20 protein-coding genes, 1 tRNA gene and 1 pseudogene are annotated in these 24,986 nt (G+C 63.8%); 18 read left to right on the top strand and 4 right to left on the bottom strand.

Annotated elements, in window-relative coordinates:
* Positions 1 to 25 precede the first annotated feature (25 nt).
* The 6 genes from I3K84_RS19445 to accD all read left to right on the top strand — a co-directional run bounded on the left by I3K84_RS19445 (position 26) and on the right by accD (position 7,326).
* Positions 26 to 2,683 (top strand): FimV/HubP family polar landmark protein, encoded by a 2,658-nt coding sequence (locus I3K84_RS19445; protein WP_041836077.1) that lies wholly within the window; start codon positions 26 to 28, stop codon positions 2,681 to 2,683.
* A gap of 70 nt (positions 2,684 to 2,753) precedes the next feature.
* The gene (gene truA / locus I3K84_RS19440) at positions 2,754 to 3,578 is read left to right on the top strand and encodes a tRNA pseudouridine(38-40) synthase TruA (protein WP_172207931.1); all 825 of its coding nucleotides are present in this window, start codon (positions 2,754 to 2,756) and stop codon (positions 3,576 to 3,578) included.
* Positions 3,575 to 4,318, top strand: coding sequence for a phosphoribosylanthranilate isomerase (locus I3K84_RS19435; protein ID WP_011806359.1), 744 nt, complete (start codon positions 3,575 to 3,577; stop codon positions 4,316 to 4,318). The genes truA and I3K84_RS19435 overlap by 4 nt, the downstream gene beginning before the upstream one ends.
* Entirely contained in the window at positions 4,319 to 5,587 is a 1,269-nt protein-coding gene (gene trpB / locus I3K84_RS19430) for a tryptophan synthase subunit beta (protein ID WP_011806360.1), read from the top strand.
* Positions 5,584 to 6,393 (top strand): tryptophan synthase subunit alpha, encoded by an 810-nt coding sequence (trpA, locus tag I3K84_RS19425; RefSeq protein ID WP_047350757.1) that lies wholly within the window; start codon positions 5,584 to 5,586, stop codon positions 6,391 to 6,393. Before trpB ends, trpA begins: the two co-directional genes overlap by 4 nt.
* Positions 6,394 to 6,453: 60 nt before the next feature.
* Positions 6,454 to 7,326, top strand: coding sequence for an acetyl-CoA carboxylase, carboxyltransferase subunit beta (gene accD / locus I3K84_RS19420; RefSeq protein WP_011806362.1), 873 nt, complete (start codon positions 6,454 to 6,456; stop codon positions 7,324 to 7,326).
* 78 nt (positions 7,327 to 7,404) lie between these two features.
* Here accD and I3K84_RS19415 read toward each other — a convergent pair whose 3' ends face one another.
* Positions 7,405 to 7,953, bottom strand: a complete 549-nt coding sequence (locus I3K84_RS19415) for a YggT family protein (protein WP_011806363.1) — start codon at positions 7,951 to 7,953, stop codon at positions 7,405 to 7,407.
* A gap of 85 nt (positions 7,954 to 8,038) precedes the next feature.
* Between I3K84_RS19415 and I3K84_RS19410 the strand changes: the two genes are divergently transcribed.
* From I3K84_RS19410 to I3K84_RS19400, 3 genes are read left to right on the top strand one after another with little or no spacing between them, the layout of a single operon-like run.
* Positions 8,039 to 8,686, top strand: coding sequence for an LON peptidase substrate-binding domain-containing protein (locus I3K84_RS19410; protein WP_015913951.1), 648 nt, complete (start codon positions 8,039 to 8,041; stop codon positions 8,684 to 8,686).
* A 6-nt stretch (positions 8,687 to 8,692) separates the two neighbouring features.
* Positions 8,693 to 9,796, top strand: a complete 1,104-nt coding sequence (locus I3K84_RS19405; RefSeq protein ID WP_196995188.1) for a glycosyltransferase family 4 protein — start codon at positions 8,693 to 8,695, stop codon at positions 9,794 to 9,796.
* The gene (locus I3K84_RS19400; protein WP_135148129.1) at positions 9,793 to 11,106 is read left to right on the top strand and encodes an exopolysaccharide biosynthesis polyprenyl glycosylphosphotransferase; all 1,314 of its coding nucleotides are present in this window, start codon (positions 9,793 to 9,795) and stop codon (positions 11,104 to 11,106) included. The genes I3K84_RS19405 and I3K84_RS19400 overlap by 4 nt, the downstream gene beginning before the upstream one ends.
* Before the next feature lie 3 nt (positions 11,107 to 11,109).
* Here I3K84_RS19400 and I3K84_RS19395 read toward each other — a convergent pair whose 3' ends face one another.
* On the bottom strand, positions 11,110 to 11,814 hold the full coding sequence (locus I3K84_RS19395; protein WP_196995187.1) for a bifunctional 2-polyprenyl-6-hydroxyphenol methylase/3-demethylubiquinol 3-O-methyltransferase UbiG: 705 nt from the start codon (positions 11,812 to 11,814) through the stop codon (positions 11,110 to 11,112).
* A 30-nt stretch (positions 11,815 to 11,844) separates the two neighbouring features.
* On the opposite strand from I3K84_RS19395, the gene I3K84_RS19390 reads away from it, so the two are divergent.
* From I3K84_RS19390 to I3K84_RS19365, 6 genes are all read left to right on the top strand, one after another.
* Positions 11,845 to 12,840 (top strand): glycosyltransferase family 4 protein, encoded by a 996-nt coding sequence (locus I3K84_RS19390; protein ID WP_103737448.1) that lies wholly within the window; start codon positions 11,845 to 11,847, stop codon positions 12,838 to 12,840.
* Positions 12,834 to 13,706, top strand: coding sequence for a glycosyltransferase (locus I3K84_RS19385; protein WP_196995186.1), 873 nt, complete (start codon positions 12,834 to 12,836; stop codon positions 13,704 to 13,706). The genes I3K84_RS19390 and I3K84_RS19385 overlap by 7 nt, the downstream gene beginning before the upstream one ends.
* Before the next feature lie 71 nt (positions 13,707 to 13,777).
* A complete protein-coding gene (locus I3K84_RS19380) occupies positions 13,778 to 14,854 on the top strand; it encodes a hypothetical protein (RefSeq protein WP_231403367.1) in 1,077 nt (358 codons plus the stop codon).
* Positions 14,855 to 14,889: 35 nt separating this feature from the next.
* Positions 14,890 to 16,437: a lysine--tRNA ligase gene (gene lysS, locus I3K84_RS19375; RefSeq protein ID WP_011806371.1), complete on the top strand. Its 1,548-nt coding sequence runs from the start codon at positions 14,890 to 14,892 to the stop codon at positions 16,435 to 16,437.
* A gap of 73 nt (positions 16,438 to 16,510) precedes the next feature.
* Positions 16,511 to 17,536 carry a diguanylate cyclase domain-containing protein gene (locus tag I3K84_RS19370; RefSeq protein WP_196995185.1) on the top strand — a complete coding sequence of 342 codons (1,026 nt, stop codon included), beginning with the start codon at positions 16,511 to 16,513 and terminating at the stop codon, positions 17,534 to 17,536.
* 38 nt (positions 17,537 to 17,574) lie between these two features.
* Positions 17,575 to 18,243, top strand: a complete 669-nt coding sequence (locus I3K84_RS19365) for a mechanosensitive ion channel domain-containing protein (protein WP_196995184.1) — start codon at positions 17,575 to 17,577, stop codon at positions 18,241 to 18,243.
* 217 nt (positions 18,244 to 18,460) lie between these two features.
* Here the strand turns inward: I3K84_RS19365 and I3K84_RS19360 are convergent, their stop codons facing one another.
* The gene (locus tag I3K84_RS19360; protein ID WP_231403305.1) at positions 18,461 to 19,579 is read right to left on the bottom strand and encodes an IS630 family transposase; all 1,119 of its coding nucleotides are present in this window, start codon (positions 19,577 to 19,579) and stop codon (positions 18,461 to 18,463) included.
* A gap of 114 nt (positions 19,580 to 19,693) precedes the next feature.
* A complete protein-coding gene (locus I3K84_RS19355; protein WP_231403305.1) occupies positions 19,694 to 20,812 on the bottom strand; it encodes an IS630 family transposase in 1,119 nt (372 codons plus the stop codon).
* A gap of 62 nt (positions 20,813 to 20,874) precedes the next feature.
* On the opposite strand from I3K84_RS19355, the gene lon reads away from it, so the two are divergent.
* The 3 genes and pseudogenes from lon to I3K84_RS19340 form a co-directional block, all read left to right on the top strand.
* Positions 20,875 to 23,295, top strand: a complete 2,421-nt coding sequence (gene lon, locus I3K84_RS19350; protein WP_172206602.1) for an endopeptidase La — start codon at positions 20,875 to 20,877, stop codon at positions 23,293 to 23,295.
* Positions 23,296 to 23,392: 97 nt separating this feature from the next.
* Positions 23,393 to 23,468: transfer RNA gene (locus I3K84_RS19345), tRNA-Gly, on the top strand.
* Positions 23,469 to 23,695: 227 nt separating this feature from the next.
* A pseudogene (locus I3K84_RS19340) lies at positions 23,696 to 24,844 on the top strand (tyrosine-type recombinase/integrase); the annotation flags it as partial.
* Between the last annotated feature and the right edge of the window lie 142 nt (positions 24,845 to 24,986).

Raw genomic sequence — 24,986 nt, 5'->3', positions numbered from 1 at the left:
ATCCATCTCTTCATTCGTCGCACACATGCATCGCTGGAAATTTTCTGTCCTGGCCACCGCGGCCATCCTCTCGGCTGGTCTTTACACCACCGATGCAAGTGCTCTCGCCCTGGGCCGCGTGAATGTCCAGTCGGCGCTTGGCGAGCCCCTGCGCGCGGAAATCGAACTGCCCCAGATCACTGCTGCCGAGGCCGAATCGCTGCGCGTGAGCACCGCCAGCCCTGAAGTTTTCCGCAGCCAGGGCATGGAATATTCCCCCGCTGCGCATAGCGTGCAAGTGCAACTGCACCGCCGCACGAATGGCTCCATGGTGCTGCGCTTGAGCAGTACCCGCCCGGTCAACGATCCTTTCGTGGATTTGGTTATCGATGCGACCTGGAGTTCCGGCCATATCGTGCGTAGCTACACGATGCTGTTCGACCCGCCGGCGAGCCGCCCGCAGGCGGCGGTGACCGCCGCACCTCAGGTAACGTCACCCCGTGCCGCGGCAACTGCGCCGCGCGCCCCCGCCACCACCGCGGCGCCCGCGCCTGCCGCACGCCCAGCAACCCCTCCCGCACCCGCCGTAGCCGGCCGTCCCACCCCCGCAGAGGCACCCGCGTTCGCTGGCGGTGACGAGATTCGCGTGCGCCCCGGGGACACGGCCGGCCGCATCGCGGAAGCCCATCGCCCCGCTGGCGTCTCGCTGGACCAGATGCTGGTAGCAATGATGCGCGCCAATCCGGACGCGTTCGTCAACAGCAATGTGAATCGTCTGCGTTCCGGCGCAGTGCTGCAGATGCCTAGCGAAACGGAGGCGCAAGCCACGGACGCCACCGAAGCTCGCAAGATCGTCGCCGCGCAAAGCCGCGATTTCAATGAATTCCGTCGCCGCATGGCAGCGACAGCGCCCAAGGCCGAGGTTGCAGCCGCAGAGCGCTCCGCGCGCGGCACTGTGCAGACCCAGGTGGACGAGAGCAAGCCCGCCGCTGCCGGCCCCGATAAGCTCACTCTCTCCAAAGGCAGCGTTCAGGCCCAGAAGACCGAGGAGCAGATGGCCCGCGACAAGCAGGCCGAACAGAACAGCGCCCGCATGGCAGAGCTGTCCAAGAACATCTCGGACCTGAACCAGCTCAGCGGCGCCTCCGCGCCAGCCGGCGCTGGCGCAGCTGCGCCAAGAGCCACGGCGCCTTCCGCCCCTGCCAGCCAGCCGGCGGTGGCAGTACCCGCCGCCGGGGGGCTGCCCGCACCCGCTACCGCGGCTGCAAGCGCCGACATGAGCACTGCCACGGCAGAAGCTGCCGCACCAGCGCCCGAGGCCTCTGCCGCCGAGGCGGCTGTTCCCGCCGAAGCAGCATCCCAGGCTTCTGCCGCAGCACCCGCTCCCGCCGCCGTGGCCCCGCGTCCAGCCCCCCAGCCCGTTCCCTACGAAGAGCCCAGCTTCCTGGATGCCCTCACGGAGGACCCGCTGCTGGCTGGAGGCGCGCTGGCGCTCGTACTTGCGTTGCTGGGCTATGGCGGCTACCGCGTGGTCCAAAGCCGCCGCAACCAGGGTGCCCTGGACAGTTCGTTCTCGGAAAGCAGCCTGCAGCCGGATTCCTTCTTCGGCGCCAGTGGCGGCCAGCGTGTGGACACGGCCAACAGCGAACTCACGACCGGCTCCTCGTTCATGACCTATTCGCCCAGCCAACTGGATGCCGGTGGCGATGTGGATCCGGTGGCGGAAGCCGACGTCTACCTCGCCTACGGCCGTGACCTGCAGGCGGAGGAAATTCTCAAGGAGGCGCTGCGCCACCATCCGGAGCGCGTCTCCATCCCCGCCAAACTGGCCGAGATTTATGCCAAGCGCCAGGACCGCAAGGCGCTGGAGTCCGTCGCCAACGACGTGTTCCGGCTCACCAACGGCCAGGGGCCCGACTGGACCCGCGTGTCCGACCTGGGCCGTACGCTCGACCCTGAAAATCCGCTGTATCAGCCCGGTGGCCGTCCTGCCGTTGCCGCCAGCGCCACAGCGGCCGCTGCATCGACCGCGGCCTTTGCAAGCACGCTGGGCGCAGCAACTGCTCCCGCGACACCCACGGGCGGACCGGACTCTGTGCTGCCAGACCTCGATCTGGACTTGGATCTCGACCTGCACGAAGCACCGTCGGCCCCGGCCCCGGCGCCAAGCACGTTTGCCATGGCCGCAGCCAACAACACCGCCGCAGCCGCGCCGGTAGTGTCGGCCGCCCAGGCGCCCGTCCCGTCCCTGGATCTGGGCGACCTGGAACTACCCCAGGCCTCCTGGGACGAGCCAGCGGTGACGCCGCAGGCGACGACAGAGCCCGACGTGCAAAGCGAGCCTCTTCCGTTGAACCTGGACGATGACTTGTCCCTGATGGACTCCGGCGTCGCCCCCCTGACCAGCCGCGACGCGAAGGCTGTCACCTCGGAATCCCTGGAATTCGACCTCGGCGATCTGTCGCTGGACCTTGACACCCCCACGGCGGCCGCTCCCGTCGCGCCCTCGGTCGCCGCCAAGGCAGCGTCCTCCGCTGCCGACGCGCTGCCGGACGACCCTCTGGCCACCAAGCTCGCACTGGCGGAAGAGTTCAACACCATTGGCGACAGCGAAGGCGCGCGGGCCCTGGTGGAAGAGGTCATCGCCGAATCGTCCGGTGAGCTGAAGGCCCGCGCCCAGCGACTGCTCGCCGAACTGGGCTGATGTCCATGCGGCGGTGGGCACGCGGCCATTGCCGCGCTGACGTGCCATTGCCCTCCGAAAGGAGCATCCGATGAGGGTGGCCCTCGGCGTCAGCTACAACGGTCAGGCATACAACGGCTGGCAGAGTCAGCCCTCTGGCAAAACGGTGCAAGACCGTCTGGAAGCGGCCCTGGGTCGCTTTGCCACGCAGGAGGTGCACACGATCTGTGCCGGGCGCACCGACGCCGGCGTGCACGGGCTGATGCAGGTGGTGCACTTCGATACGGAACTGCAGCGTGCGCCGTTTTCATGGGTCCGCGGCACCAACACCTTCCTGCCGGCGGACATCGCCGTGCAGTGGGCGCAACCCGTTCCCGATGCCTTTCATTCGCGCGCCTGCGCCGTGGCCCGGCGCTATGCCTACGTATTGCTGCAGTCGCCCGTACGCCCCAGCGTCGATGCCGGGCGCGTGGGTTGGGTCTTTCATGCCCTCGATGAGCAGGCCATGCACAAGGCCGTGCAGCATTTGCTGGGCGAGCATGACTTCACGTCATTTCGCGCCTCGGCCTGCCAGGCCAAGTCGCCGGTGAAGACATTGCACCGCATCGACATCACGCGCCGGGCTCCGCCAGCGGGCGAATCCACCGGCACCCACGGGTGTGTCCCCTGCTACTGGCGCTTTGAATTCGAAGGCAATGCGTTCCTGCACCACATGATCCGCAACATCATGGGCTGCATCGTCGCCATTGGCCAGGGGCTGTATCCGCCCGAATGGATGCGCACGGTGCTGGAGGCGCGGTCGCGCGACGCGGCTGCTCCTACCTTTTCGCCCGATGGCCTGTACTTCCAGGGCCCGGTATACGGCGCGGAATGGGGCCTGCCGACGCGCACGGCTGCGTATGATTGGCTGCCATGAGCAGCCCGACCGCGCCACTGAGCCCCCCCGTCCACTCCACCGCGCGCACACGCATCAAGATCTGCGGCCTCACGCGCGAGCAGGACGTGGACGCGGCCGTCGCCAGCGGTGCCGACGCCGTCGGCTTCGTGCTCTATCCCGCGAGCCCGCGCGCAGTCACCCCAGAGCGCGCAGCGCAACTGGCCCGGCGGCTGCCGCCCTTTGTCACGCCAGTGCTGTTGTTCGTGAATGCCCATGCTACTGATGTGATAGCTGCCTGCGCTGCTGTACCGGGCGCTACAGCGCAATTCCATGGTGACGAAACGCCCGAGGACTGCCTGCGCTCCAGCGACGGGGGTCGCATTCCCTTCCTGCGCGCCGCGCGCATTCCCCTGGGCGAAGGTGCGGCACGGTTCGACCTCGTAAAATACGCTCACGATCACTCTCACGCCCGCGCCATCCTGCTCGACGCCCATGTCGAGGGCTATGGCGGCGGTGGCAAGGCATTCAATTGGTCACTCCTTCCAACAAACGTCGACTGTCATCTCGTTTTGTCTGGTGGACTCACGCCTGCAAACGTGACCGATGGCATACGGCAAGTGCGCCCGCGTTGCCGGGCGCTGGCCGTTGATGTCAGTTCCGGCGTGGAGGCCACGGGCCCCGATGGTCTGCCCCTGAAGGGGATCAAGGACGCCGGCAAGATCGACCGCTTCATCGCCGCCGTACGCGCGGCCGATGCGGCACCAGTTCCTTATTTGTAAATGCCTGCATATACCCAACCCGATGCTTCGGGCCATTTTGGCCCCTATGGCGGCAGCTTCGTCTCCGAGACGCTGACGCACGCCATCAACGAACTGCGCGAAGCCTATGCGCGCTACCAGAACGACCCGGAGTTCCTCAAGGAATTCCACTATGAGCTTGCGCACTTCGTGGGCCGCCCCTCGCCGGTTTACCACGCGGCGCGCACCAGCCGCGAGATGGGCGGCGCGCAGATCTACCTCAAGCGCGAAGACCTGAACCATACCGGCGCACACAAGATCAACAACGTGATCGGCCAGGCCATGCTCGCCAAGCGCATGGGCAAGCCGCGCATCATTGCCGAGACCGGCGCCGGCCAGCACGGCGTGGCCACCGCCACCATCTGCGCGCGCTATGGCCTGGAGTGCGTGGTGTACATGGGCGCCGAGGACGTCAAGCGCCAAAGCCCCAACGTCTACCGCATGAAGCTGCTGGGCGCCACCGTGGTGCCCGTCGAGTCGGGCAGCAAGACGCTGAAAGATGCGCTCAACGAGGCCATGCGCGACTGGGTAGCCAACGTGGACAACACCTTCTACATCATCGGCACCGTGGCAGGCCCCCACCCCTATCCCATGATGGTGCGTGACTTCCAGAGCGTGATCGGCAAGGAATGCCTCACGCAGATGCCCACCATGCTGGCCGAACAGAAGATCGCCGCCGAGCAACCCGACGCCGTCGTGGCCTGCGTGGGCGGTGGCAGCAATGCCATGGGCATCTTCCACCCCTACATCCCGTTCGAGAAAACCCGCCTGATCGGCGTGGAAGCCGCAGGCGAAGGCCTGGACAGCGGCAAGCATTCCGCGAGCCTGCAGCGCGGCTCCAGTGGCGTGCTGCACGGCAACCGCACCTTCATCCTGCAAGATGAGAATGGCCAGATCACGGAGACGCACAGCATCAGCGCCGGCCTGGACTACCCCGGCGTAGGCCCCGAGCACGCCTGGCTGCAGGAAATCAAGCGAGCCGAGTACGTGGGCATCACCGATACGGAAGCTTTGGAAGCCTTTCACTACCTGTGCCGCACCGAGGGCATCATCCCGGCCCTGGAATCCAGCCACGCCGTGGCCTACGCGCTCAAGCTCGCCAAGACCATGACGCCCCAGCAATCCATCCTTGTGAACCTGTCCGGCCGCGGCGACAAGGACATCGGCACCGTGGCCGACCTGTCTGGCGTGGACTTCTACGACCGTCCCTCCATGCGCGGGTTGACCGTCAAGGGAGGACCCGCCGCATGAGCCGCATCGCTGACACTTTTGCAGAGCTGCAGTCCAAGGGCCGCAAGGCGCTCATCCCCTACGTCACAGCAGGCTTTCCCTTCGTCGACATCACACCGGCCCTGATGCACGGCATGGTCGAGGCCGGCGCCGATGTGATCGAACTGGGCGTGCCCTTTTCCGACCCGATGGCCGACGGCCCCGTCATCCAGAAGGCGGGCGAGAAGGCCCTGGCACTGGGCGTGGGCCTGGCCCAGGTGCTGGAGATGGTGCGCAGCTTCCGCCTGCGCAACAGCACCACGCCCGTGGTGCTGATGGGCTACGCGAATCCGGTGGAGCGCTACGAGCAGCGCCACGGCAAGGGCGCCTTCGCCCGCGACGCGGGCGAAGCCGGCGTGGACGGTGTGCTGATCGTGGACTACCCGCCCGAGGAGTGCGAGCAGTTCGCCGCCGACCTGCGCGGCCACGGCATCGACCTGATCTTCCTGCTGGCGCCTACCTCCACGCCGGAACGCATGCAGCAGGTGGCTCGCGTAGCCAGCGGCTACGTCTACTACGTCTCGCTCAAGGGCGTAACCGGCTCCGGCGCGCTGGACACGGCCGCCGTCGAGGCCATGCTGCCGCGCATCCGCGAGCATGTGAAGGTCCCCGTCGGCGTGGGCTTTGGCATTCGCGATGCCGCCACCGCGCAGGCCATCGGCCGCGTGGCCGATGCGGTGGTCATCGGCAGCCGCATCATCCAGCTCATCGAAGACCAGCCCCATGAGAAAGTGGTCGGCATCACCGTGGACTTTCTGCGCGGGGTGCGCAAGGCGCTGGACGCATAATGACGGCCCTGCGCGCCGGCCACGGCCCGCGCGCAGCCGCGATCTGAACAGAGGAAACCTATGTCCTGGCTCGAAAAACTCCTGCCCTCCAAAATCCAGCAGACCGACCCTACCGAGCGTCGCCAGATGCCCGAGGGCCTGTGGATCAAGTGCCCGAGCTGCGAGAACGTGCTCTACAAGACCGATCTGGAGCACAACGAAAACGTCTGCCCCCAGTGCGGCCACCACCACCGCATCGGTGCCCGTGCGCGGCTCAACGCCTTCCTGGACGGCGAGGGACGCTATGAGATCGGCCAGGAAGTGCTGCCGGTCGACGCTCTCAAGTTCAAGGACAGCCGCAAGTATCCCGAACGCCTGAAGGAAGCCTTGGAGAACACCGGCGAGACCGACGCGCTCATCGTGATGGGCGGCGCGGTCAAGAGCATCAACGTCGTGGTGGCCTGCTTCGAATTCGATTTCATGGGCGGCTCCATGGGTTCCGTGGTAGGCGAGCGCTTCGTCCGCGGCGTGGAAACCGCCATCGAGCAGAAGGTGCCCTTCATCTGCTTCACCGCCACGGGCGGCGCACGCATGCAGGAAGGCCTGCTCAGCCTGATGCAGATGGCCAAGACCAATGCGGCCCTCACCCGTTTGGCCAAGAAAGGCCTGCCCTACATCAGCGTGCTGACCGACCCTACCATGGGTGGCGTGTCGGCCGGCTTCGCCTTCGTGGGGGATATCGTGATTGCCGAGCCCAAGGCCCTGATCGGCTTTGCCGGCCCGCGCGTGATCGAATCCACCGTGCGCGTCACATTGCCCGAGGGTTTCCAGCGCGCGGAGTTCCTGCAGACCAAGGGCGCTGTGGACTTCATCTGCGACCGCCGCGAACTGCGCCAGACCGTGGCGCAATGCCTGTCCATGCTGCAGCGCCTGCCGGCCGACGCGATAGCCTGAACCACTGGCATCAAAAACAATAGCTGCTAGCGCTTGCTGGACGGGCGCTAGCAGCTATTTTTATTGAGAACAGTGTCGCTACATCATGACGCTGGCCTGCAGATGCCCCAGCACGATCATCACGACCTGCAGCAACACCAGAACCACCAGCGGCGACAGGTCCACCCCGCCCAGTAACGGCAGAACACGGCGCACGGGGTGCAACAACGGCTCGCACAGGCGGGTGATCACATCGCTGATGGGCGATCGCGTCTGCACCCACGAGAGCACGGCATAAACGATCAGCAAGCCCATCAGTCCCGACACGGCCACGCGCGCCAGGCCAAAAAGCGCCATCCACGGCAGCCAGGCCAGTCCTATCCCCCCGCCCACCAGAAGCCACAGCAGCAGATACTGGACCAGTTGCAGCAGCACCGCCGCCGCAAGGCAGGACAGATCCCACCGCCCCGCCGACGGAACGAGCTTGCGCAGTGGCAGCACCAGCCAGTCGCTCAGGGCAAACACGAGACGGCCCACGGGATTGGCAAACGACACCCGCTGCAGCTGCATGTACAGCCGCAACAGGCAAGCCCCGGTGAGCAGGCCGCTGGCAACGTCGAGGAGAAAAGACAGAATTTGAAACAGCATGGCCGATTAGCAAATAGGTCGACCCCGTTGCGGTGCGCCGCACACGGGTTCAACGTGGGATGATAGCGACGCTACGCATGCCGCCATGTCCGATCCCCTCACGCTGACCTCCCTGCCCCTGTTTCCGCTCAACACCGTGCTGTTTCCCGGTGGTGTTCTACCGCTGCGTGTGTTCGAGGTGCGTTACCTGGACATGGTGCGCAAATGCCACCGCGCGGGTGCCCCCTTCGGCGTCGTGGCCCTGGCCCGCGGCCACGAGGTGCGCCAGGCGGGAGCCCTGCCGGAAAGCCTGTACAGCGTCGGCACATTGGCCATGATCGAGCATTTAGAGGAACTGCAAGCGGGGCTGATGCACGTACGTTGCCGGGGGATCGCCCGCTTTCGTGTCGTGCGCCAACAACTGCTGCCCCACGGGCTGTGGACCGCCAACGTGGAACAGATCCCTTGCGACACGCCGGTCCAAGTTCCCCCAGACTTGCAGCGTGCAGCTAGCACACTGACGCAGGTGTTGTCGTCATTGCGCGAGCAGGCGGCAGGAGCAGCCGGGGGACCAGCCGCACACGCACAGCCCTCACGCACAGATCTCCAAGACTGCGGTTGGCTTGCCAATCGCTGGTGCGAGTTATTGCCCATTCCGTTGGAACTCAAGCAGCAGCTCATGCAACTGGACAACCCGCTGGTGCGGCTGGAGCTGGTGAGTGACATCCTGGAACGCACCGGCATTTCTGGCTAGCATTGCATGCAGGCCAAACTGAAGGTGATGCAAGTGATCACCAAGGGCGAACGAGGAGGTGCCCAGACCCATGTGCGCACCTTGTGCCAGGCTCTGGCCTCCCGCATCCATTTCAGCGCTGTCATTGGCGGCACGGGTCCCACACCGCTCGAAAGCGACCTACACACGCTGGGACTGCCGATTTACCACCTGCCAAGCCTGCGCAATTCGCTGGCGCCCTGGCATCTGTTACGTTCGGTACTGCAACTGCGCGCCCTGATCCGCGAGCACGAACCCGACATGCTGCACGCGCACAGCGCCGTATCGGGCGTAGTCGCACGCCTGGCGGGCAGACTGTGCCGCAAGCCCGTGATCTACACAGTGCATGGCTTCGCTTTCAAACCCGAAGTACCCCGGGTACGCCGCACAGTGGCGTGGTGCTGTGAATGGTTGCTGGCGCGTTGGACGGAGCACATGGTGTGTGTATCGCAGCACGAGCGACAACTGGCCCGAGGTTTGCCGATTCGCGCTGACCGGCTGACCGTCGTACCCAATGCCATAGAAAACAATAGCCAACGCGCTCAGCCTGGGCTGGAACCCGTGCGCGTCGCCATGGTAGCCCGGCTGGCCGCACCCAAGCGCCCCGACCTGCTCCTGCATGCCCTGGTCCGGCTGCGCGATGGCCTGGGGCATGAGGTAGCGGCCAGCATCATAGGCGATGGCCCGGATCGCACGGCCTTGCAGGCGCTGGCATCCGGGTTGGGCTTATTTCAAGTGAGTTTTGTGGGCGACGTGGATGACGTGCCCCAGCGCCTCGCGCAGCACCACCTTTTCGTGTTGCTGTCTGACCACGAAGGTCTTCCCATCTCCGTGATCGAATCCATGCGGGCGGGGCTGCCCGTCGTGGTCAGTCGACTGCCTGGGATGGCGGAATTGCTCCCCTCCGAACAATACGGATTCCTGGTGTCCAATGACGTGGAGGCCATCGCTCAAGCCATGGAGCGCCTAATCCGCAGCCCCGCGCTGCGCGAGCAAATGGGCCGAATGGCCCGCCGCCATTACGAAGAACATCATGCCCCGGAACGCATGGCGTCGGCCATACTCGCCATCTACACCCAGGTCCGTGCATGACCCAGCCTGTTGTCACCTCCCGACCCTGCGCCGAACCCGACCCGGCACGGCGTGATGGCGCGCTGCTGTGGTGGAGCCTGCTCGGCCTGTTGCCTCAAGCGCTGGGTTACGCCATAGCGCACAAGATGCAACACGCAGGCTGGGTCACACCGCTGTTCCCCGCCACCGTGCTGTGGTGTGCGGTGTCCTACCTGTTGGCAACACGCTGGCTGCACCAGGGCGCCCATCTACCGCCGCGGGAGCAGGGTGGCTTTTTGCTGGTGGTGATCACGGTGGCCTTTCTGCTCACCCCGTTGGGCTTTGCACTGCTGCAAGCGCCCTATTCGCGCGGCGCCGTATTGATGGCCTACATGCTGGCCTTGGCTTGGCTGCTGTGCGGGCATGCGCTGTGGGGGACCCGTCGTACGCTGCACCTGGCCTACGTGGATGCCGACTTACCCTACGTTCTGCGTCAAATGCTGCGCCCGCAGGAGCAAGGCGATGACCGACTGCGCCTGACCAGCTGGGTGGCCGGACTACCAGCGCGAAAACAGCGCGCAGCCGTGGACGGTGTGGTGCTAGACCGGCTGGCTGATCCCGACCCGCAACGCCAACAGTGGATCAGCGAGCTCAAACTCCAGCGCATCCCTCTCTACAGCGCAGAAGCGGCAGCGGAAATGCTGTCGGGCCGCAAAATCACCGGGACGCTGGGCGAGCAAGATCTATGGCAACTGACCAATTACCCTGCTTACGACATCGCCAAGCGCATGCTGGACTTGGGCCTGACCCTCATCACGGTGCCGCTATGGGTTCCGCTGTGTATGGCCGCGGGGCTGGCAGTGAAGTTCGATTCACCCGGCCCCATGTTGTACTCGCAGCAGCGCATGGGTCGCCACGGACGCAGCTTCCGCATATGGAAGCTGCGCAGCATGCGTCACGAGCCTGCCAGCCACATCGTTCAGTTCGCCAAACAGCAGGACGACCGTATCACGTCAGTTGGCCGCTTCATCCGCCGCACGCGGCTCGATGAACTACCCCAGCTCTGGAACGTACTGCGCGGAGAAATGAGCCTCATCGGCCCGCGTCCCGAGCAGGCAGAGTTCGCGCACCACTTTGCCGCAGCCATGCCCGCCTACCCCTACCGCCACTTGGTGCGCCCCGGTCTCACGGGCTGGGCGCAGGTGCAGCATGGCTATACCGATAGCGCCGAGCAGACCGCTATCAAGCTGAGCTATGACCTGTATTACGTGACGCACTGCTCCATGGCTCTGGATCTGCTCATTGCCTACAAGACGGTGCGCACGGTGCTCACAGGTTTCGGAGCGCGCTAGTTGTCAACGTGCCTTCACTCGCGCAACCAGCACATCCGCCCACAACGGCCTGCGCACTGCCAGCCGATGCAACAGGCGTCCCTTCATCGTCCCCGGCGCCGCCACCTGGCAGCTGTGCAGTTCGGCGCCCACTAGCCCTGCATCCGCCAGCACCTTCAGTAGTGTGAAGGGTGAAAACCACGCCCGATGGTCGGTGTTGACATGCTCCACCCCGCACACGCTGTGAAGCGCATTGCGCAGGGACAACGCATTGGGCACACTGACGACGAACTCCGCCTCTGGCAGGCACTGCGCCAGCCGCCGCAGGAACGCGGCGGGGTCAGGCAGGTGTTCAATTACATCAGGCACCAGCACCATGTCGGGCGCACACCGGGCCAGCACCTGCGGGGCCTCGGGAGCGAACACGTCGAGCTGCTGCACGTGGTCAAAACCCAGGCTGCGCGCCGTGTCCACAGCGGTGGCGTTGATGTCGATACCATGGCAGATCCGTGCGTTGCGGCTGAGAAGCGCGTGCAACCAACTGCCGTCGGAGGCGCGGCGTGCAATCAGTGGTGCATGGTCGGCAAAGCCCACATGCAGCACGCACTGCTGCGCGACCCAGCCGGCCAGCAAATCACCGCGTGGCTGGGCATGTCCGATAATCCCCGGCCTGAAAGGCAAATCGTCGCTGAAAGCCTCGCCCAGCAAATAGGTTTCAATGTGTGGCATCGTGCGATTATTGGCGCGCCCTCCACCAGAATGCACACGCGCTACATCCTGCTGTTGCAAGAAGACATGGCCGTTGGCGGTATTCACACCGCCACACAGACGCTGGCGAATGCACTGCGGTGCGCAGGCCAGATACCGGTCGCCTTGGCCCTGCGCAATACGCACATCGGAGCGCTACTGCGTGCCGTTTGGCGGGCCGACATCATCGTAGCCACGAACGGCTTTCTGCCGTCCTATGCAGCCTGGCTGCTGGGCATGCTGCTGCGCCGGCCCGTGGTGGCATGGCTTCACGGCCCCACGCAGGAGGTGCTGGAGCACGCCCATGCCAGTGCTGCCAAACGCGCCTGGCTGCGCTGGCTGTATCGCCGACTACGCTGGGTGGTGTTCGTCTCAGCCCACACACGCGACTCGTTCCTTGAATTCACGGGCGGTGCAGCGGCAGGGCAACGCCTGGAGGTGATTCCTAACGCCCATCCTGATTGGCAGCCCGCGCCAATGGGCGCGTCACCGCAATACCTGGGTTTCGTGGGCAGGCTTGCGCCGGAGAAGCAGCCCGAATTGCTGGTGCAGATGCTGCGCTTGCTGCCGACTACTTATCGGCTTTGCATGGTAGGCGATGGCCCTTCACAACCGGCGCTGTGTGCAGCCGGTGCTGACCTGCAGCAAGTCGGCCGGCTGGAGTTGCGCCCTTTTCACCTCGTACAGGCCTCGGTGTACGCCCCATGGCAAGTTACCGTGCTCGCATCGCTCTACGAAGGCTGCCCCATGGCAGCGCTGGAATCGCTGGCCGCTGGCAGGCCCTGCGTAGGCCTGCCTATCCCCGCGCTGCGCGAAATGTTGGGGCCAGACATGCCCTATGCGCTGGCCCACGACTGCAGCGCGGCTGCGCTCGCTCGCGCCGTGCAAACCGTGTGCGCCATGCCACCCGAACAACTGGCGCACGACATGGCCCAGGTGCTGCGCCGCTACAGTCCTGAGCGCTTTTCGCATAACTGGCAACGCGTGCTGCAGGAGGCGGCGTGCTGATCCACTTCATTCACCCCGGCAGCGCTTACCTGCCCGAACTGGCGGCATATGGCGACTTCCTTGCGGCGCTGGGGCACAGCGCGCAGGTGCATTCCCGCCCTGCGAGCGTGCCTGCAGATGCGGTCATCTGTTGGTGGATGTGCGGCCGCGTGCCGCACGACGCGGCGCGGCGGCTCAGCCATGCCTTTCACATCCATGAATACGCATCGGCTTCAGTGCCGCCCTGGCCCAAGGTCAAGGACCGGGCCAAGCGCGCCCTGCAGCCCGTGCCGCAGTACCGCCTTTTCCAGAATACCTGGGTGCGCGATCGGCTGGGATTTTCCGACGGCGTGCCGTACGAGTTCCGTGACATGGGCGTGGAGCCGTCCTTTCTTGCCACGTGTGCGAGACGGGCTGCGCCCGAGTTCGACGGAGTCTATCTGGGGGACATGCAACGCCTGCGGCAGTTTGTGCCACTCTTGACCGCACTACAACAGGCAGGCCAGCGCACTCTGCTGATTGGCGAGCCGCCTGTCGATCTGCGTGAAACACTGCACACCTTGGGGCACGTCACGGGTCGCGTTCCGCACGGTCAGGTACCCACCCTGCTGCGCCGCGCGCGCTACGGACTGAACCTGGTTCCTGACCAATTGCCGTACAGCCAACAGACGTCCACCAAACTCATCGAATACTGCGCGGCAGGTTTGCCAGTGGTCAGCACCGACTACGACTGGGTGCGGGCCTTCGAAGCGCAGCACGGAGCGCGCTTTGCCTACCTGCCCATACCAGACATGGCTGGCTGCGTGGTGCCTGATGTATCCACACTGGCATGGCCGCGCGTACTTGAACGACTGGCACTCTGGCGCCGCCTGGGGCTGTGCCCGTGAACCGCACCTCGCTGCTGATGGCCGGAGCCAGCCTGATCGCGCTGATCGCACAAGCGCTCATGGGTGCGGCCATGCTCCACTTCTTCACGCCCACGGCGGCAGGCCACTTCGCCGTCGTAGCACAAGTGGCGTTTTTCTGGGTCACGCTGGCACTGGCACAAAGCCCACTTCAGTTCCTTGCCGACGCACACCTGCCCCCACAGCGGGCGCTACGTGCTGCTCTGCGCGCCAGCCTGCTGCGCTGGATACTGCTGCTGCCCCTGGTGGCCGCAGCCCTATGGTGGTCGAGTCCCGTCCTCCCTTTGGCCACCGTGGTGGCCTGGGCCGGGCTGCTAGCGCTGTTGCAAATGGGCTGGTACCTGGCCCAGCCCTGGGTATTGCGTACGGCATCACCGATGTCCGCCGCCTGCGTACGCACAGCCCCCCCCTTGCTGGCGCTGGCGCTGGCCGCCGGGCTGGGTATGCGTGGAAACGCTGACAACGCCACCGGCCTACTGGCCGCGGCGGCGTGCGGCTATGCAGTGGGGGCGCTCTGGTTGCTTCACGGTAGCCGCACCGACCATCCACCTCAATCCGCAGCAAGGCAATCCGACGGCCGCAGCGCTCTCTTGCGCATGGCGCACGCGGTAATGGATGCAGTGGCCGGCGTAGCTCTGGTGTTGGCCTGGCAGCGGCAGCATGGCACGGCGGACGCCAGCTATCTGGCAGTGCTGCTACGGCTGTTCGGCTTAATGCCCGCCATCGTGCACGCGGCTTGGTCACAAGTGCTGCTGGCACAAGCGCGGCCCTCACGCTTGAAGTCGCTGGGCGTAGGGATGGCAGCTGCCCTGGTCACAGGGCTGATCGGTCTGGGGAGCGCCGCCGTACTGCAGACCACACTGCTGGCGCCTCCATGGCAGGGCCTGCTGCCCTATATCCTGCCCATCATGCTATGGCAGGGTAGCGCATGCATCTTCGCGGCCCTGAGCCATCGGCCCTTCCAGCAGGGACTGGCGCGCCGCTACTCATTGCTGACCATAGGTTTCAATATCATGCAGATAATGGTGCTGCTCGCCCCCATGGGTTGGACGCCGCAGGTGCACCTGTGGTGGCTCGCCGGCCTTTGCACCGCTGGGCTGCTGATGCTGTCGGCCTGGATGGCAAAATAGAGGGTTTCTGCCCAAGTTCCAGCCAGCACTCCGCCATGTCCACTGAAGCCACTCCTGCACCAGCCCCCCAGGACGAAAACCAACTCATCGCCGAACGCCGTGAAAAGCTCAAGGCTCTGCGCGAGAACCAGGCCCAGGGTCAAGGCGTGGCATTTCCCAACGACTACAAGCCCCAGCACCATGCCGCAGTGCTGCAGCAGCAGTACGGCACATTGGATGGAGAAGCGCTCGAAGCGCAGGCGATCACGGTGAGCGTGGCCGGTCGCATGATGCTCAAGCGCGTCATGGGCAAGGCCAGCTTCGCGACCCTGCAGGATGGATCGCTGGGTGACACCGGCGGGCGCATCCAGCTCTACGTGACACGCGACGCCATTGGCGAGGAAGCCTATTCCGACTTCAAGCGCTGGGACCTCGGTGACATCCTGGGTGCCGAAGGCACGCTGATGAAGACCAAGACCGGCGAGCTATCGGTCAAGGTGTCGCGCCTGCGCCTGCTCACCAAGAGCCTGCGCCCCATGCCCGACAAGTTCCACGGTGTGGCCGACCAAGAGGTCAAGTACCGCCAGCGCTACGTGGACCTGATGACCGACGAGGCCGCGCGCCGCCGCTTCGTCGCGCGCAGCAAGGCTGTGGGCAGCATCCGCTCTTTCATGATGGAGCACGGCTTCCTGGAGGTGGAAACGCCCATGCTGCACCCCATTCCCGGCGGCGCCAACGCCAAGCCCTTCGTCACCCACCACAATGCGCTGGAGCAGGAGATGTTCCTGCGCATCGCGCCCGAGCTGTACCTCAAGCGCCTGATCGTCGGCGGCTTCGAGCGCGTGTTCGAGATCAACCGCAACTTCCGCAACGAAGGCATCTCGGTGCGCCACAACCCCGAGTTCACGATGATGGAGTTTTATGCGGCCTACTGGAACTACCGCGATCTGATGGATTTCACCGAGGCGCTGGTGCGCGATGCCGCACTCAAGGCCACGGGCACGCTGCAGCTCACCTACGGTGGCCGCGCGGTGGATCTGGCCCAGCCCTTCCAGCGCCTCACGATCCGCGAGGCCATCTACCAGCACACCGAGGCCGGCGCACATGTGGACGATGCCGCCTGGCTCATCAGCGCGCTCAAGAAACTGGGCATGACCGAGGAGAAGGACCGCCTGTCCACCCGGACCCTCGCCAGCCTGCAGGTGCTCTACTTCGAGGAAGAGGTGGAGGACAAGCTCTGGCAGCCAACCTTCATCATGGAGCACCCGACCGAGATCAGCCCTCTGGCGCGCGCCAACGACCTGCGCCCCGAGGTGACGGAACGCTTCGAGCTCTACATCACCGGCCGCGAGTTCGGCAATGGCTTCTCGGAGCTGAACGATGCCGAAGACCAGGCCGCCCGCTTTCATGCGCAGGTGGCTGCCAAGGACGCGGGCGATGACGAGGCCATGTTCTTCGACCACGACTTCGTACGTGCGCTGGAATACGGCATGCCGCCCACAGGTGGTTGCGGCATCGGCATCGACCGGCTGATGATGCTGCTCACCGACAGCCCGAGCATCCGTGACGTGATCCTGTTCCCGGCCCTGCGGCGCGAGCACTGACCCGTGGGCATGCGTGGCCGTACGTGGCCACGCTGACATCCCGCCGCACCAGCGGCCTCCACTGCGCCACCTCATGAGCCCTCCTGCCAGCGCCAACGCATTTCCGCAGTTCCTGCATGAGCCCTTCAGCGTGCTGCTGGTGGAGGACCAGGCGTCCGTGCGCGCCACACTGGCAGGCGAGCTGCGCCATGTGGGGGTGTCGGAAGTACTGGAGGCCGCCTCGGCCGACGCGGCGCTACAGCTGTTCAAGCTGCGGCGTCCCGACCTGGTGCTGCTGGACATACGCCTGCCTGGCGGCAACGACGGCTACTGGGTGGCCCAGCGCATGCGCGAGGCAGAACCCGGCGGCTGGACGCCCATCATCTTCCTCTCGGGGCTGGATGGCGACCTGGATGTGTGGCGCGGCATCGAAGCCGGCGGAGACGACTATCTCGTCAAGCCCGTCAAGCCGATCGTTCTGGCCGCCAAGCTGCGCGCCATGCGCCGGCTGCGCGACATGCGCAGGCGCCTCGTGGAACTGACCGAAGAGCTGCACGTGGCCAACCAGCACCTCAACGAAATGGTGGAGATGGACCCGCTTACGGGGCTGGTCAACCGCCGCGGCTTCGACCGCATCCTGCACAGCGAGATCCTCGCCGCGCGGCGCGACGGAGTGCCGCTCACGCTGATGCTGTGCGACCTGGACCATTTCAAGAGATACAACGACACCCTGGGCCATGTGCAGGGCGATGCCTGCCTGAAGGAGGTCGGCCGCGTGCTGCACGACGTCTGCATGCGACCGCGCGACGTGGCCTCGCGCTATGGCGGCGAAGAATTTGCACTGATCCTGCCCAACACGCCGCGCTCGGGTGCCATGACGTTCGCGCGCGCGCTGGGCAAGCTGTTGAAGTCCCGCGCCATCGCCCATCCGGGCTCGCCCAACGGCGAAACGCTCACGCTGTCGGGTGGCATTACCACGTGCGTGCCCGACGACGGTACCAGCGCCGAGACCATGCTCATGCGCGCCGACCAGGCCCTGTATGCCGCCAAGGCCCAGGGCCGGGACCGCTTCTTCAGCTTCGAGATGCAGATGGACACCATCGAGCAGCGGCAGATTTGAGCCGCGCCGGCGCTTGCCCACCCGTTCGTTCCCCCGACATGCTGCCGCGACTGAAAACCGCCCTCCCCCTCTGGATGCACGACTGGCTCGACATCATCGTGCCCGGTGTGCAGATTGTGCTCATCGTCCTGGCCGCGCTGCTGCTGCAGCGCCTACTGCTGCGCATCATCATGCGGGCCAGCGACCACTACCAGTTCCCGCACGAACTGCTCATACCCATCAACGCCGTGGTGCGCTGGCTCATCCTGGGCAGCGCCGGCCTGCTGGTACTGGAGCGCCTGGGGGTGTCAGCGGCCGTGCTGTGGACGGCCTTCACCGGCTTCGCCACAGTGGGCGCGGTGGCGTTCTTCGCGGCATGGAGCGTGCTGTCCAATCTGTTTTGCGCCTTTCTGATCTTCACCGTTGGCCCGTTCCGCGTGGGAGACCACATCGAACTGCTGGACACCGCCGACAAGCCCGGCGCCCTGGGCCGCGTGATGGACATCAACTTGCTTTACATCACGCTGGAGGACGCCACCGCCCCCGAGCCTGGCACGCTGCTGCAGATTCCCAACACACTGATCTTCCAGCGCGTGGTGCGCCGCTGGCGTGCCGGCACGCCGGTGCCGGAGTCACGGCTACATCCTGCTCCGGATTCCGCCGCCTGCGCCGCCACCGCTCGCGAGCCCGCCAGCACGCCCGCGCCCAAGCCGGCGAGCTTTCCTTGATGGCCCAAGTACATCGACGGGGTTGATGCTCATCAAAATATAGCTGTCCGCGCTTGATGGGCGGGCGCTGCAGGCCTTTTTGACATATATTCGGGCACCCCACGGCCGCACAGCGCGGTCACTGCGCCCCGGGTGACGGGCAAAACCCTATCGCCCCCGCGCATGTCAGTCCGCCGTAAGCCCCGCGGACAACGCTGCCCGTCTTTCGGCAACAGCCCTAGTGTAGTGTTGCATTCTGTTTGGAACTTAATCGGCTATTGGCGCGGATGACCTTTTGCAGGATGTCGCGAGCGTTCTTGGTCCAGATGAACGGCTTGGGGTTGGTGTTGTGATGCGCGATGTACTCATCGATGGCCGAGACGAGTTCGGGCACGCTGGTGAACACCCCGCGGCGTAGCCGGTTCTCGGAGATGTCGCGAAAGAAGCGCTCGACCATGTTCAGCCACGATGCCGAGGTCGGCGTGAAGTGCATGTTGAATCTGGGGTGCTTGGCCAGCCACTCCTGCACAGCTGGATGCTTGTGCGTGGCGTAGTTGTCGGCGATCAGATGCAGCGTCTTGTCCTTGGGCGTCTCCCGATTGATTTGACGCAGGAACTTCAGCCACTCGATGTGGGTGTGGCGCTGCTGGCACTGGCCGATGACCTGACCGTTGAGCACGTTGAGCGCAGCGAACAAGGTGGTTGTGCCGTTGCGCTTGTAGTCGTGCGTCATGGTGGCCGCGCGCCCCTTCTTGAGCGGCAGCCCGGGCTGCGTTCGGTCCAGCGCCTGCACCTGGCTCTTTTCGTCGCAGCACAGCACCAGCGCATGCTCGGGCGGCGACATGTAAAGCCCCACGATGTCTTCGAGCTTTTGCACGAACTGCGGATCGCGCGAGACCTTGAAGCCGCGCACGATGTGAGGCTTGAGACCGTGGGCCTGCCAATGGCGCATCACGGTGCTGGCGCTGACGCCCAACTCAGCGGCCATCGTGCGCGTGCTCCAGTGCGTGGCCGCCTCGGGCTTGGTCTGTGTGGTTAGCTTCACAAGCTTGGCCACATCCACCTTCACCGGCGGTGCGCCGCGCGGCAAGTCGCGCTCGATACCTTGCAGCCCCAATTGCAGGTAGCGTTCACGCCAGCGCGCCACCTGCACGCGCCCAATGCCAAGCTGCTCGGCAATATCCTTGTTTTGCAGCCCCTGCGCGGCCAGCAGCACGATCTGGGCGCGCTGGGCCAATCTGACGCTGGTGCGCTTGGAGCGCGCCAGCCGGCTCAGCTCGCTTTCCTCTTCATCCGTCAACACAATCGTCGGGGCAACTCGCAATTTTTCACTCCAATGCAAACCGTAGTAGAGCATTGGAGCGTGGTTGCTCAATTAAGTTTCATTAAGAATCAAACACTACACTAACACCTGGGTGCAGATGCTGCCGGGTTGAAAAATGTGGTCCATGGACCATATTCCATGGAACTACTAGTGTAGTGTTGCATTCTGTTTGGAACTTAATCGGCTATTGGCGCGGATGACCTTTTGCAGGATGTCGCGAGCGTTCTTGGTCCAGATGAACGGCTTGGGGTTGGTGTTGTGATGCGCGATGTACTCATCGATGGCCGAGACGAGTTCGGGCACGCTGGTGAACACCCCGCGGCGTAGCCGGTTCTCGGAGATGTCGCGAAAGAAGCGCTCGACCATGTTCAGCCACGATGCCGAGGTCGGCGTGAAGTGCATGTTGAATCTGGGGTGCTTGGCCAGCCACTCCTGCACAGCTGGATGCTTGTGCGTGGCGTAGTTGTCGGCGATCAGATGCAGCGTCTTGTCCTTGGGCGTCTCCCGATTGATTTGACGCAGGAACTTCAGCCACTCGATGTGGGTGTGGCGCTGCTGGCACTGGCCGATGACCTGACCGTTGAGCACGTTGAGCGCAGCGAACAAGGTGGTTGTGCCGTTGCGCTTGTAGTCGTGCGTCATGGTGGCCGCGCGCCCCTTCTTGAGCGGCAGCCCGGGCTGCGTTCGGTCCAGCGCCTGCACCTGGCTCTTTTCGTCGCAGCACAGCACCAGCGCATGCTCGGGCGGCGACATGTAAAGCCCCACGATGTCTTCGAGCTTTTGCACGAACTGCGGATCGCGCGAGACCTTGAAGCCGCGCACGATGTGAGGCTTGAGACCGTGGGCCTGCCAATGGCGCATCACGGTGCTGGCGCTGACGCCCAACTCAGCGGCCATCGTGCGCGTGCTCCAGTGCGTGGCCGCCTCGGGCTTGGTCTGTGTGGTTAGCTTCACAAGCTTGGCCACATCCACCTTCACCGGCGGTGCGCCGCGCGGCAAGTCGCGCTCGATACCTTGCAGCCCCAATTGCAGGTAGCGTTCACGCCAGCGCGCCACCTGCACGCGCCCAATGCCAAGCTGCTCGGCAATATCCTTGTTTTGCAGCCCCTGCGCGGCCAGCAGCACGATCTGGGCGCGCTGGGCCAATCTGACGCTGGTGCGCTTGGAGCGCGCCAGCCGGCTCAGCTCGCTTTCCTCTTCATCCGTCAACACAATCGTCGGGGCAACTCGCAATTTTTCACTCCAATGCAAACCGTAGTAGAGCATTGGAGCGTGGTTGCTCAATTAAGTTTCATTAAGAATCAAACACTACACTAGAGGATTGCCCCATGTCCGGACACACACCCCTGCCCGATACGCCCCTGGATCTACCACTGTTGCCTTTGCGCGATGTGGTGGTCTTTCCTCACATGGTGATTCCGCTGTTTGTGGGGCGTCCCAAGAGCATCAAGGCGCTGGAAGCCGCCATGGATGCCGATCGACGAATCATGCTGGTTGCGCAAAAAGCAGCCGCCAAGGATGAACCGCAGGTTTCGGATATGTTCGAAGTCGGTTGCATATCCACCATCCTGCAGATGCTGAAGCTTCCCGATGGCACGGTGAAGGTGCTGGTGGAGGGGCAGCAGCGCGCCCACGTTCGCATGGTGCATGAATCGGACGTTCACTTCACGGCGACGGTTGAGCCCATGCAGGCATCCGCTGAGGACGCCGCTTCGAGTGAAATTGAAGCGCTACGCCGGGCGGTAATGCAGCAGTTTGATCAGTACGTCAAACTGAACAAGAAGATTCCCCCTGAGATTCTGACTTCCATTTCGGCCATCGACGATCCGGGGCGGCTGGCTGACACCATTGCCGCGCACTTGCCGCTCAAGCTGGAGAACAAGCAGGTTGTTCTCGACTTGGCAGGCGTCAAGCAGCGTCTGGAGAATCTGTTCGAGCAGTTGGACCGCGAAGTGGATATCCTCAATGTGGATAAGCGCATTCGCGGTCGCGTGAAGCGCCAGATGGAGAAAAACCAGCGGGACTTCTATCTCAACGAACAGGTCAAGGCGATCCAGAAAGAACTGGGCGAAGGCGAAGAAGGCGCGGATCTTGAGGAGATCGAGAAAAAGATCAAGGCCGCGCGCATGCCGGTCGAAGCGCGCAAGAAGGCGGAAGGCGAGCTGAAAAAGCTCAAGCTCATGTCTCCTATGTCTGCCGAAGCCACTGTGGTTCGCAACTACATTGATGTGCTCACGGGACTGCCCTGGAGCAAGAAGTCCAAGGTCAAGCACGATCTTGCCCATGCAGAGGCTGTGTTAAACGAGGACCACTATGGCCTGGAAAAGGTGAAAGACCGGATCCTGGAATATCTCGCCGTGCAGCAGCGGGTGGACAAGGTGAAGGCGCCCATCCTGTGCTTGGTCGGCCCACCGGGTGTGGGCAAGACTTCGCTCGGTCAGTCCATTGCAAAGGCAACGGGGCGCAAATACGTGCGTATGGCGCTGGGGGGGATGCGTGACGAAGCAGAGATCCGGGGTCACCGTCGTACCTACATTGGGGCGATGCCAGGCAAGGTGTTGCAGAGCCTGGGCAAGGTGGGGGCGCGCAATCCGTTGTTCCTGCTCGATGAAATTGACAAACTAGGCATGGACTTTCGAGGTGACCCCTCGAGCGCGTTATTGGAAGTCCTCGATCCTGAGCAGAACCACAAGTTCGGCGACCACTATGTAGAGGTCGACTTCGACCTTTCCGATGTCATGTTTGTCGCGACTTCGAACTCGATGAACATCCCGCCGGCGCTACTTGATCGCATGGAGGTGATACGTCTTTCCGGATATACCGAGGACGAAAAAACCAACATTGCCATCAAATATTTGCTCCCCAAGCAGATGCAAAACAACGGCGTGAAAGATGCCGAGTTGCAGGTCACGGAATCCGCCGTACGAGACATCGTGCGCTACTACACGCGTGAAGCGGGCGTCCGTTCCCTAGAGCGCGAACTCTCCAAAATCTGCCGAAAAGTGGTCAAGGCAATCCAGCTCAAGAAGCTGACGGCCCCCGTGGAGGTGTCGGCGGACAACTTGCCTGAATACTTGGGAGTGCGCAAGTACACCTACGGTCGCGCGGAACAGCAGAACCAAGTGGGACAAGTGGTTGGCCTGGCATGGACCGAAGTCGGCGGGGATCTGCTCACGATCGAGGTCGCGACCATGCCCGGCAAAGGCAACATCCTTCGCACAGGATCGCTGGGCGATGTCATGAAGGAGTCGGTCGAAGCGGCCCGCACGGTAGTGCGTAGCCGTGCGCGCTTACTTGGTATTCGCGATGAGGCGTTCGAGAAGCGAGATCTTCATATCCACGTGCCCGATGGTGCGACCCCTAAAGATGGTCCTAGCGCCGGCATTGCGATGACGACGGCGATCGTTTCTGCGCTGACCGGAATACCGGTCCGCGCAGATGTTGCGATGACGGGGGAGATCACATTGCGCGGAGAGGTCACAGCAATTGGTGGGCTCAAGGAGAAACTTTTGGCGGCATTGCGTGGAGGGATCAAGACGGTGTTGATTCCTGAAGAAAACGTAAAAGACCTCCAGGAAATTCCAGACAACGTCAAGATGGGGCTGGAGATCATTGCTGTGAAGTGGATCGACAAGGTGCTGGAGATAGCACTCGAGCGCAAGCCTGTTGCATTGGCAGAGGACGACGGTGCCCAAACCGTGACGGTGCCTGCACCCGCCGATGTGTCACGGGGCTCCGTGAAACATTGATGGAAAAAACTTTGCACTATTCTTGGAGCCCGCGAAAAGTACTCTATAATTTCACTTGTCGACGCTAAACATGCTACAGTGTGAGGCTTAGATAAATGCGGGAATAGCTCAGTTGGTAGAGCGCAACCTTGCCAAGGTTGAGGTCGTCGGTTCGAGACCGATTTCCCGCTCCAATTTATGATCTACAGACTTCCACTGACGTCTGTAAGTCATTGAAAAGAGGAGCTTCGGCTCCTTTTTTCATTCCAGCGAAAGCCACGGAAGTCCACTGACAGCCACCATTTTTGAGGCCAAAAACAAGGCCAAAGAATGCGGGTCGTGCCGGTTCCGGGTTGTTGCTGGGGTTGGATCGGGATGACAAGCAGCATCGGGCCTAAGTCCAAGACTTAGGAGCTTGATGATGACACTCTCTGATCTGACCGTGCGGCAAGCCAAGGCCGCCGAGAAAACCTACAGCATCCCCGACACCGATGGCCTCGGCCTGGTGGTCGCCCGCACCGGCGGCAAGTCGTGGCATTTGCGCTATTACTGGCTCGGCAAGCAAAAGCGCATCTCCCTGGGGAACTACCCCGAGATCGGTTTGCGCGAAGCGCGCACCTTGCGCGACGAAGCCCGGGCGCTTCTGGCAAAGGGCGTCAACCCCCATACCGATCGGAAACAGAAGCGACACGCGGTCAAGCTTGCGGCCGACTACACCTTCAAGGCCGTCTTCGATGCGTGGGTCGAGCATCGCCGCAAGGAAATCAAGGAGGGCAGGAACAGCACGCTGTCGCAGATCCTGCGGATCTTCAACAAGGACGTGCTGCCTAGCCTCAAGCAGATGTCGATCTACGACATTCGCCGGCCCCAACTCCTGGGCGTCCTGGCGAGGATCGAGGAGCGCAAGGCGTTCACCACTGCCGAGAAGGTCCGCACCTGGCTGGGGCAGTTGTTCCGCTATGCCCTCGTCATCGTGGAGGGGCTGGAAGCCAATCCGGCCTCCGACCTGGACGTGGTGGCCGAGCCCAAGCCCCCGGTGAACCACAACCCCTACCTGCATCTTCCGGAGCTTCCCGAGTTCCTGCACAAGCTCAGGCTCTACAACCCTCGTGGTTGGCAGACCCAACTCGGCATCCGGCTGCTGTTCCTGACCGGCGTGCGTACCGGCGAGCTGCGGCTGGCGACCCCGGACCAGTTCGATCTCGACCGTGGCCTGTGGATCATCCCGCCGCAGATCGTCAAGCAACTCCAGGACGAGATGCGCAAGGCCGGCAAGCGCCCGCAGGACGTTCCGCCCTACATCGTGCCGTTGTCCGTGCAGGCCATCGAGATCGTGCGCTACCTGTTGGGTGTGATGAGGCCGGCTCAGGTCCATCTGCTCACGCACCGCAGCGAACTCAAGAAGCGCATCAGCGAGAACACCCTCAACGCGGCCTTGAAACGAATGGGCTACAAGGATCAACTGACCGGTCACGGCATCCGCGGAACCATCTCGACGGCGCTCAACGAGATCGGCTATCCCAAGATTTGGGTGGACGCGCAGCTTTCGCACTCGGACCCGAACAAGGTGCGTATTCCACGCGATGGCGGACACGATTCCATGCTGATGGCGGACAGTGTTCCAGCGTGATGGCGGACAGTGTTCCACGCTGAAGGCGGACAGCATTCCAAACTGATGGCGGACACCTGCGGGGTGTTCTGAGTGACCCGAA

This window comes from Diaphorobacter sp. JS3051, assembly GCF_015832135.1.
GTDB lineage: Bacteria > Pseudomonadota > Gammaproteobacteria > Burkholderiales > Burkholderiaceae_C > Diaphorobacter > Diaphorobacter nitroreducens.
Note: the sequence above shows the minus strand (reverse complement) of the source record. Positions and strands in the feature narration are given on the sequence as shown.

Coding starts and splice junctions, on each gene's coding strand:
- accD (WP_011806362.1), top strand. CDS start 6,454: ATGTCCTGGCTCGAAAAACTCCTGCCCTCCAAAATCCAGCAGACCGAC.
- I3K84_RS19415 (WP_011806363.1), bottom strand. CDS start 7,953: ATGCTGTTTCAAATTCTGTCTTTTCTCCTCGACGTTGCCAGCGGCCTG.
- lysS (WP_011806371.1), top strand. CDS start 14,890: ATGTCCACTGAAGCCACTCCTGCACCAGCCCCCCAGGACGAAAACCAA.
- I3K84_RS19380 (WP_231403367.1), top strand. CDS start 13,778: ATGCTCCACTTCTTCACGCCCACGGCGGCAGGCCACTTCGCCGTCGTA.
- I3K84_RS19435 (WP_011806359.1), top strand. CDS start 3,575: ATGAGCAGCCCGACCGCGCCACTGAGCCCCCCCGTCCACTCCACCGCG.
- I3K84_RS19445 (WP_041836077.1), top strand. CDS start 26: ATGCATCGCTGGAAATTTTCTGTCCTGGCCACCGCGGCCATCCTCTCG.
- I3K84_RS19400 (WP_135148129.1), top strand. CDS start 9,793: ATGACCCAGCCTGTTGTCACCTCCCGACCCTGCGCCGAACCCGACCCG.
- I3K84_RS19365 (WP_196995184.1), top strand. CDS start 17,575: ATGCTGCCGCGACTGAAAACCGCCCTCCCCCTCTGGATGCACGACTGG.
- I3K84_RS19405 (WP_196995188.1), top strand. CDS start 8,693: ATGCAGGCCAAACTGAAGGTGATGCAAGTGATCACCAAGGGCGAACGA.
- I3K84_RS19370 (WP_196995185.1), top strand. CDS start 16,511: ATGAGCCCTCCTGCCAGCGCCAACGCATTTCCGCAGTTCCTGCATGAG.
- trpB (WP_011806360.1), top strand. CDS start 4,319: ATGCCTGCATATACCCAACCCGATGCTTCGGGCCATTTTGGCCCCTAT.
- I3K84_RS19390 (WP_103737448.1), top strand. CDS start 11,845: ATGCACACGCGCTACATCCTGCTGTTGCAAGAAGACATGGCCGTTGGC.
- I3K84_RS19360 (WP_231403305.1), bottom strand. CDS start 19,579: ATGCTCTACTACGGTTTGCATTGGAGTGAAAAATTGCGAGTTGCCCCG.
- lon (WP_172206602.1), top strand. CDS start 20,875: ATGTCCGGACACACACCCCTGCCCGATACGCCCCTGGATCTACCACTG.
- truA (WP_172207931.1), top strand. CDS start 2,754: ATGAGGGTGGCCCTCGGCGTCAGCTACAACGGTCAGGCATACAACGGC.
- I3K84_RS19410 (WP_015913951.1), top strand. CDS start 8,039: ATGTCCGATCCCCTCACGCTGACCTCCCTGCCCCTGTTTCCGCTCAAC.
- trpA (WP_047350757.1), top strand. CDS start 5,584: ATGAGCCGCATCGCTGACACTTTTGCAGAGCTGCAGTCCAAGGGCCGC.
- I3K84_RS19395 (WP_196995187.1), bottom strand. CDS start 11,814: ATGCCACACATTGAAACCTATTTGCTGGGCGAGGCTTTCAGCGACGAT.
- I3K84_RS19355 (WP_231403305.1), bottom strand. CDS start 20,812: ATGCTCTACTACGGTTTGCATTGGAGTGAAAAATTGCGAGTTGCCCCG.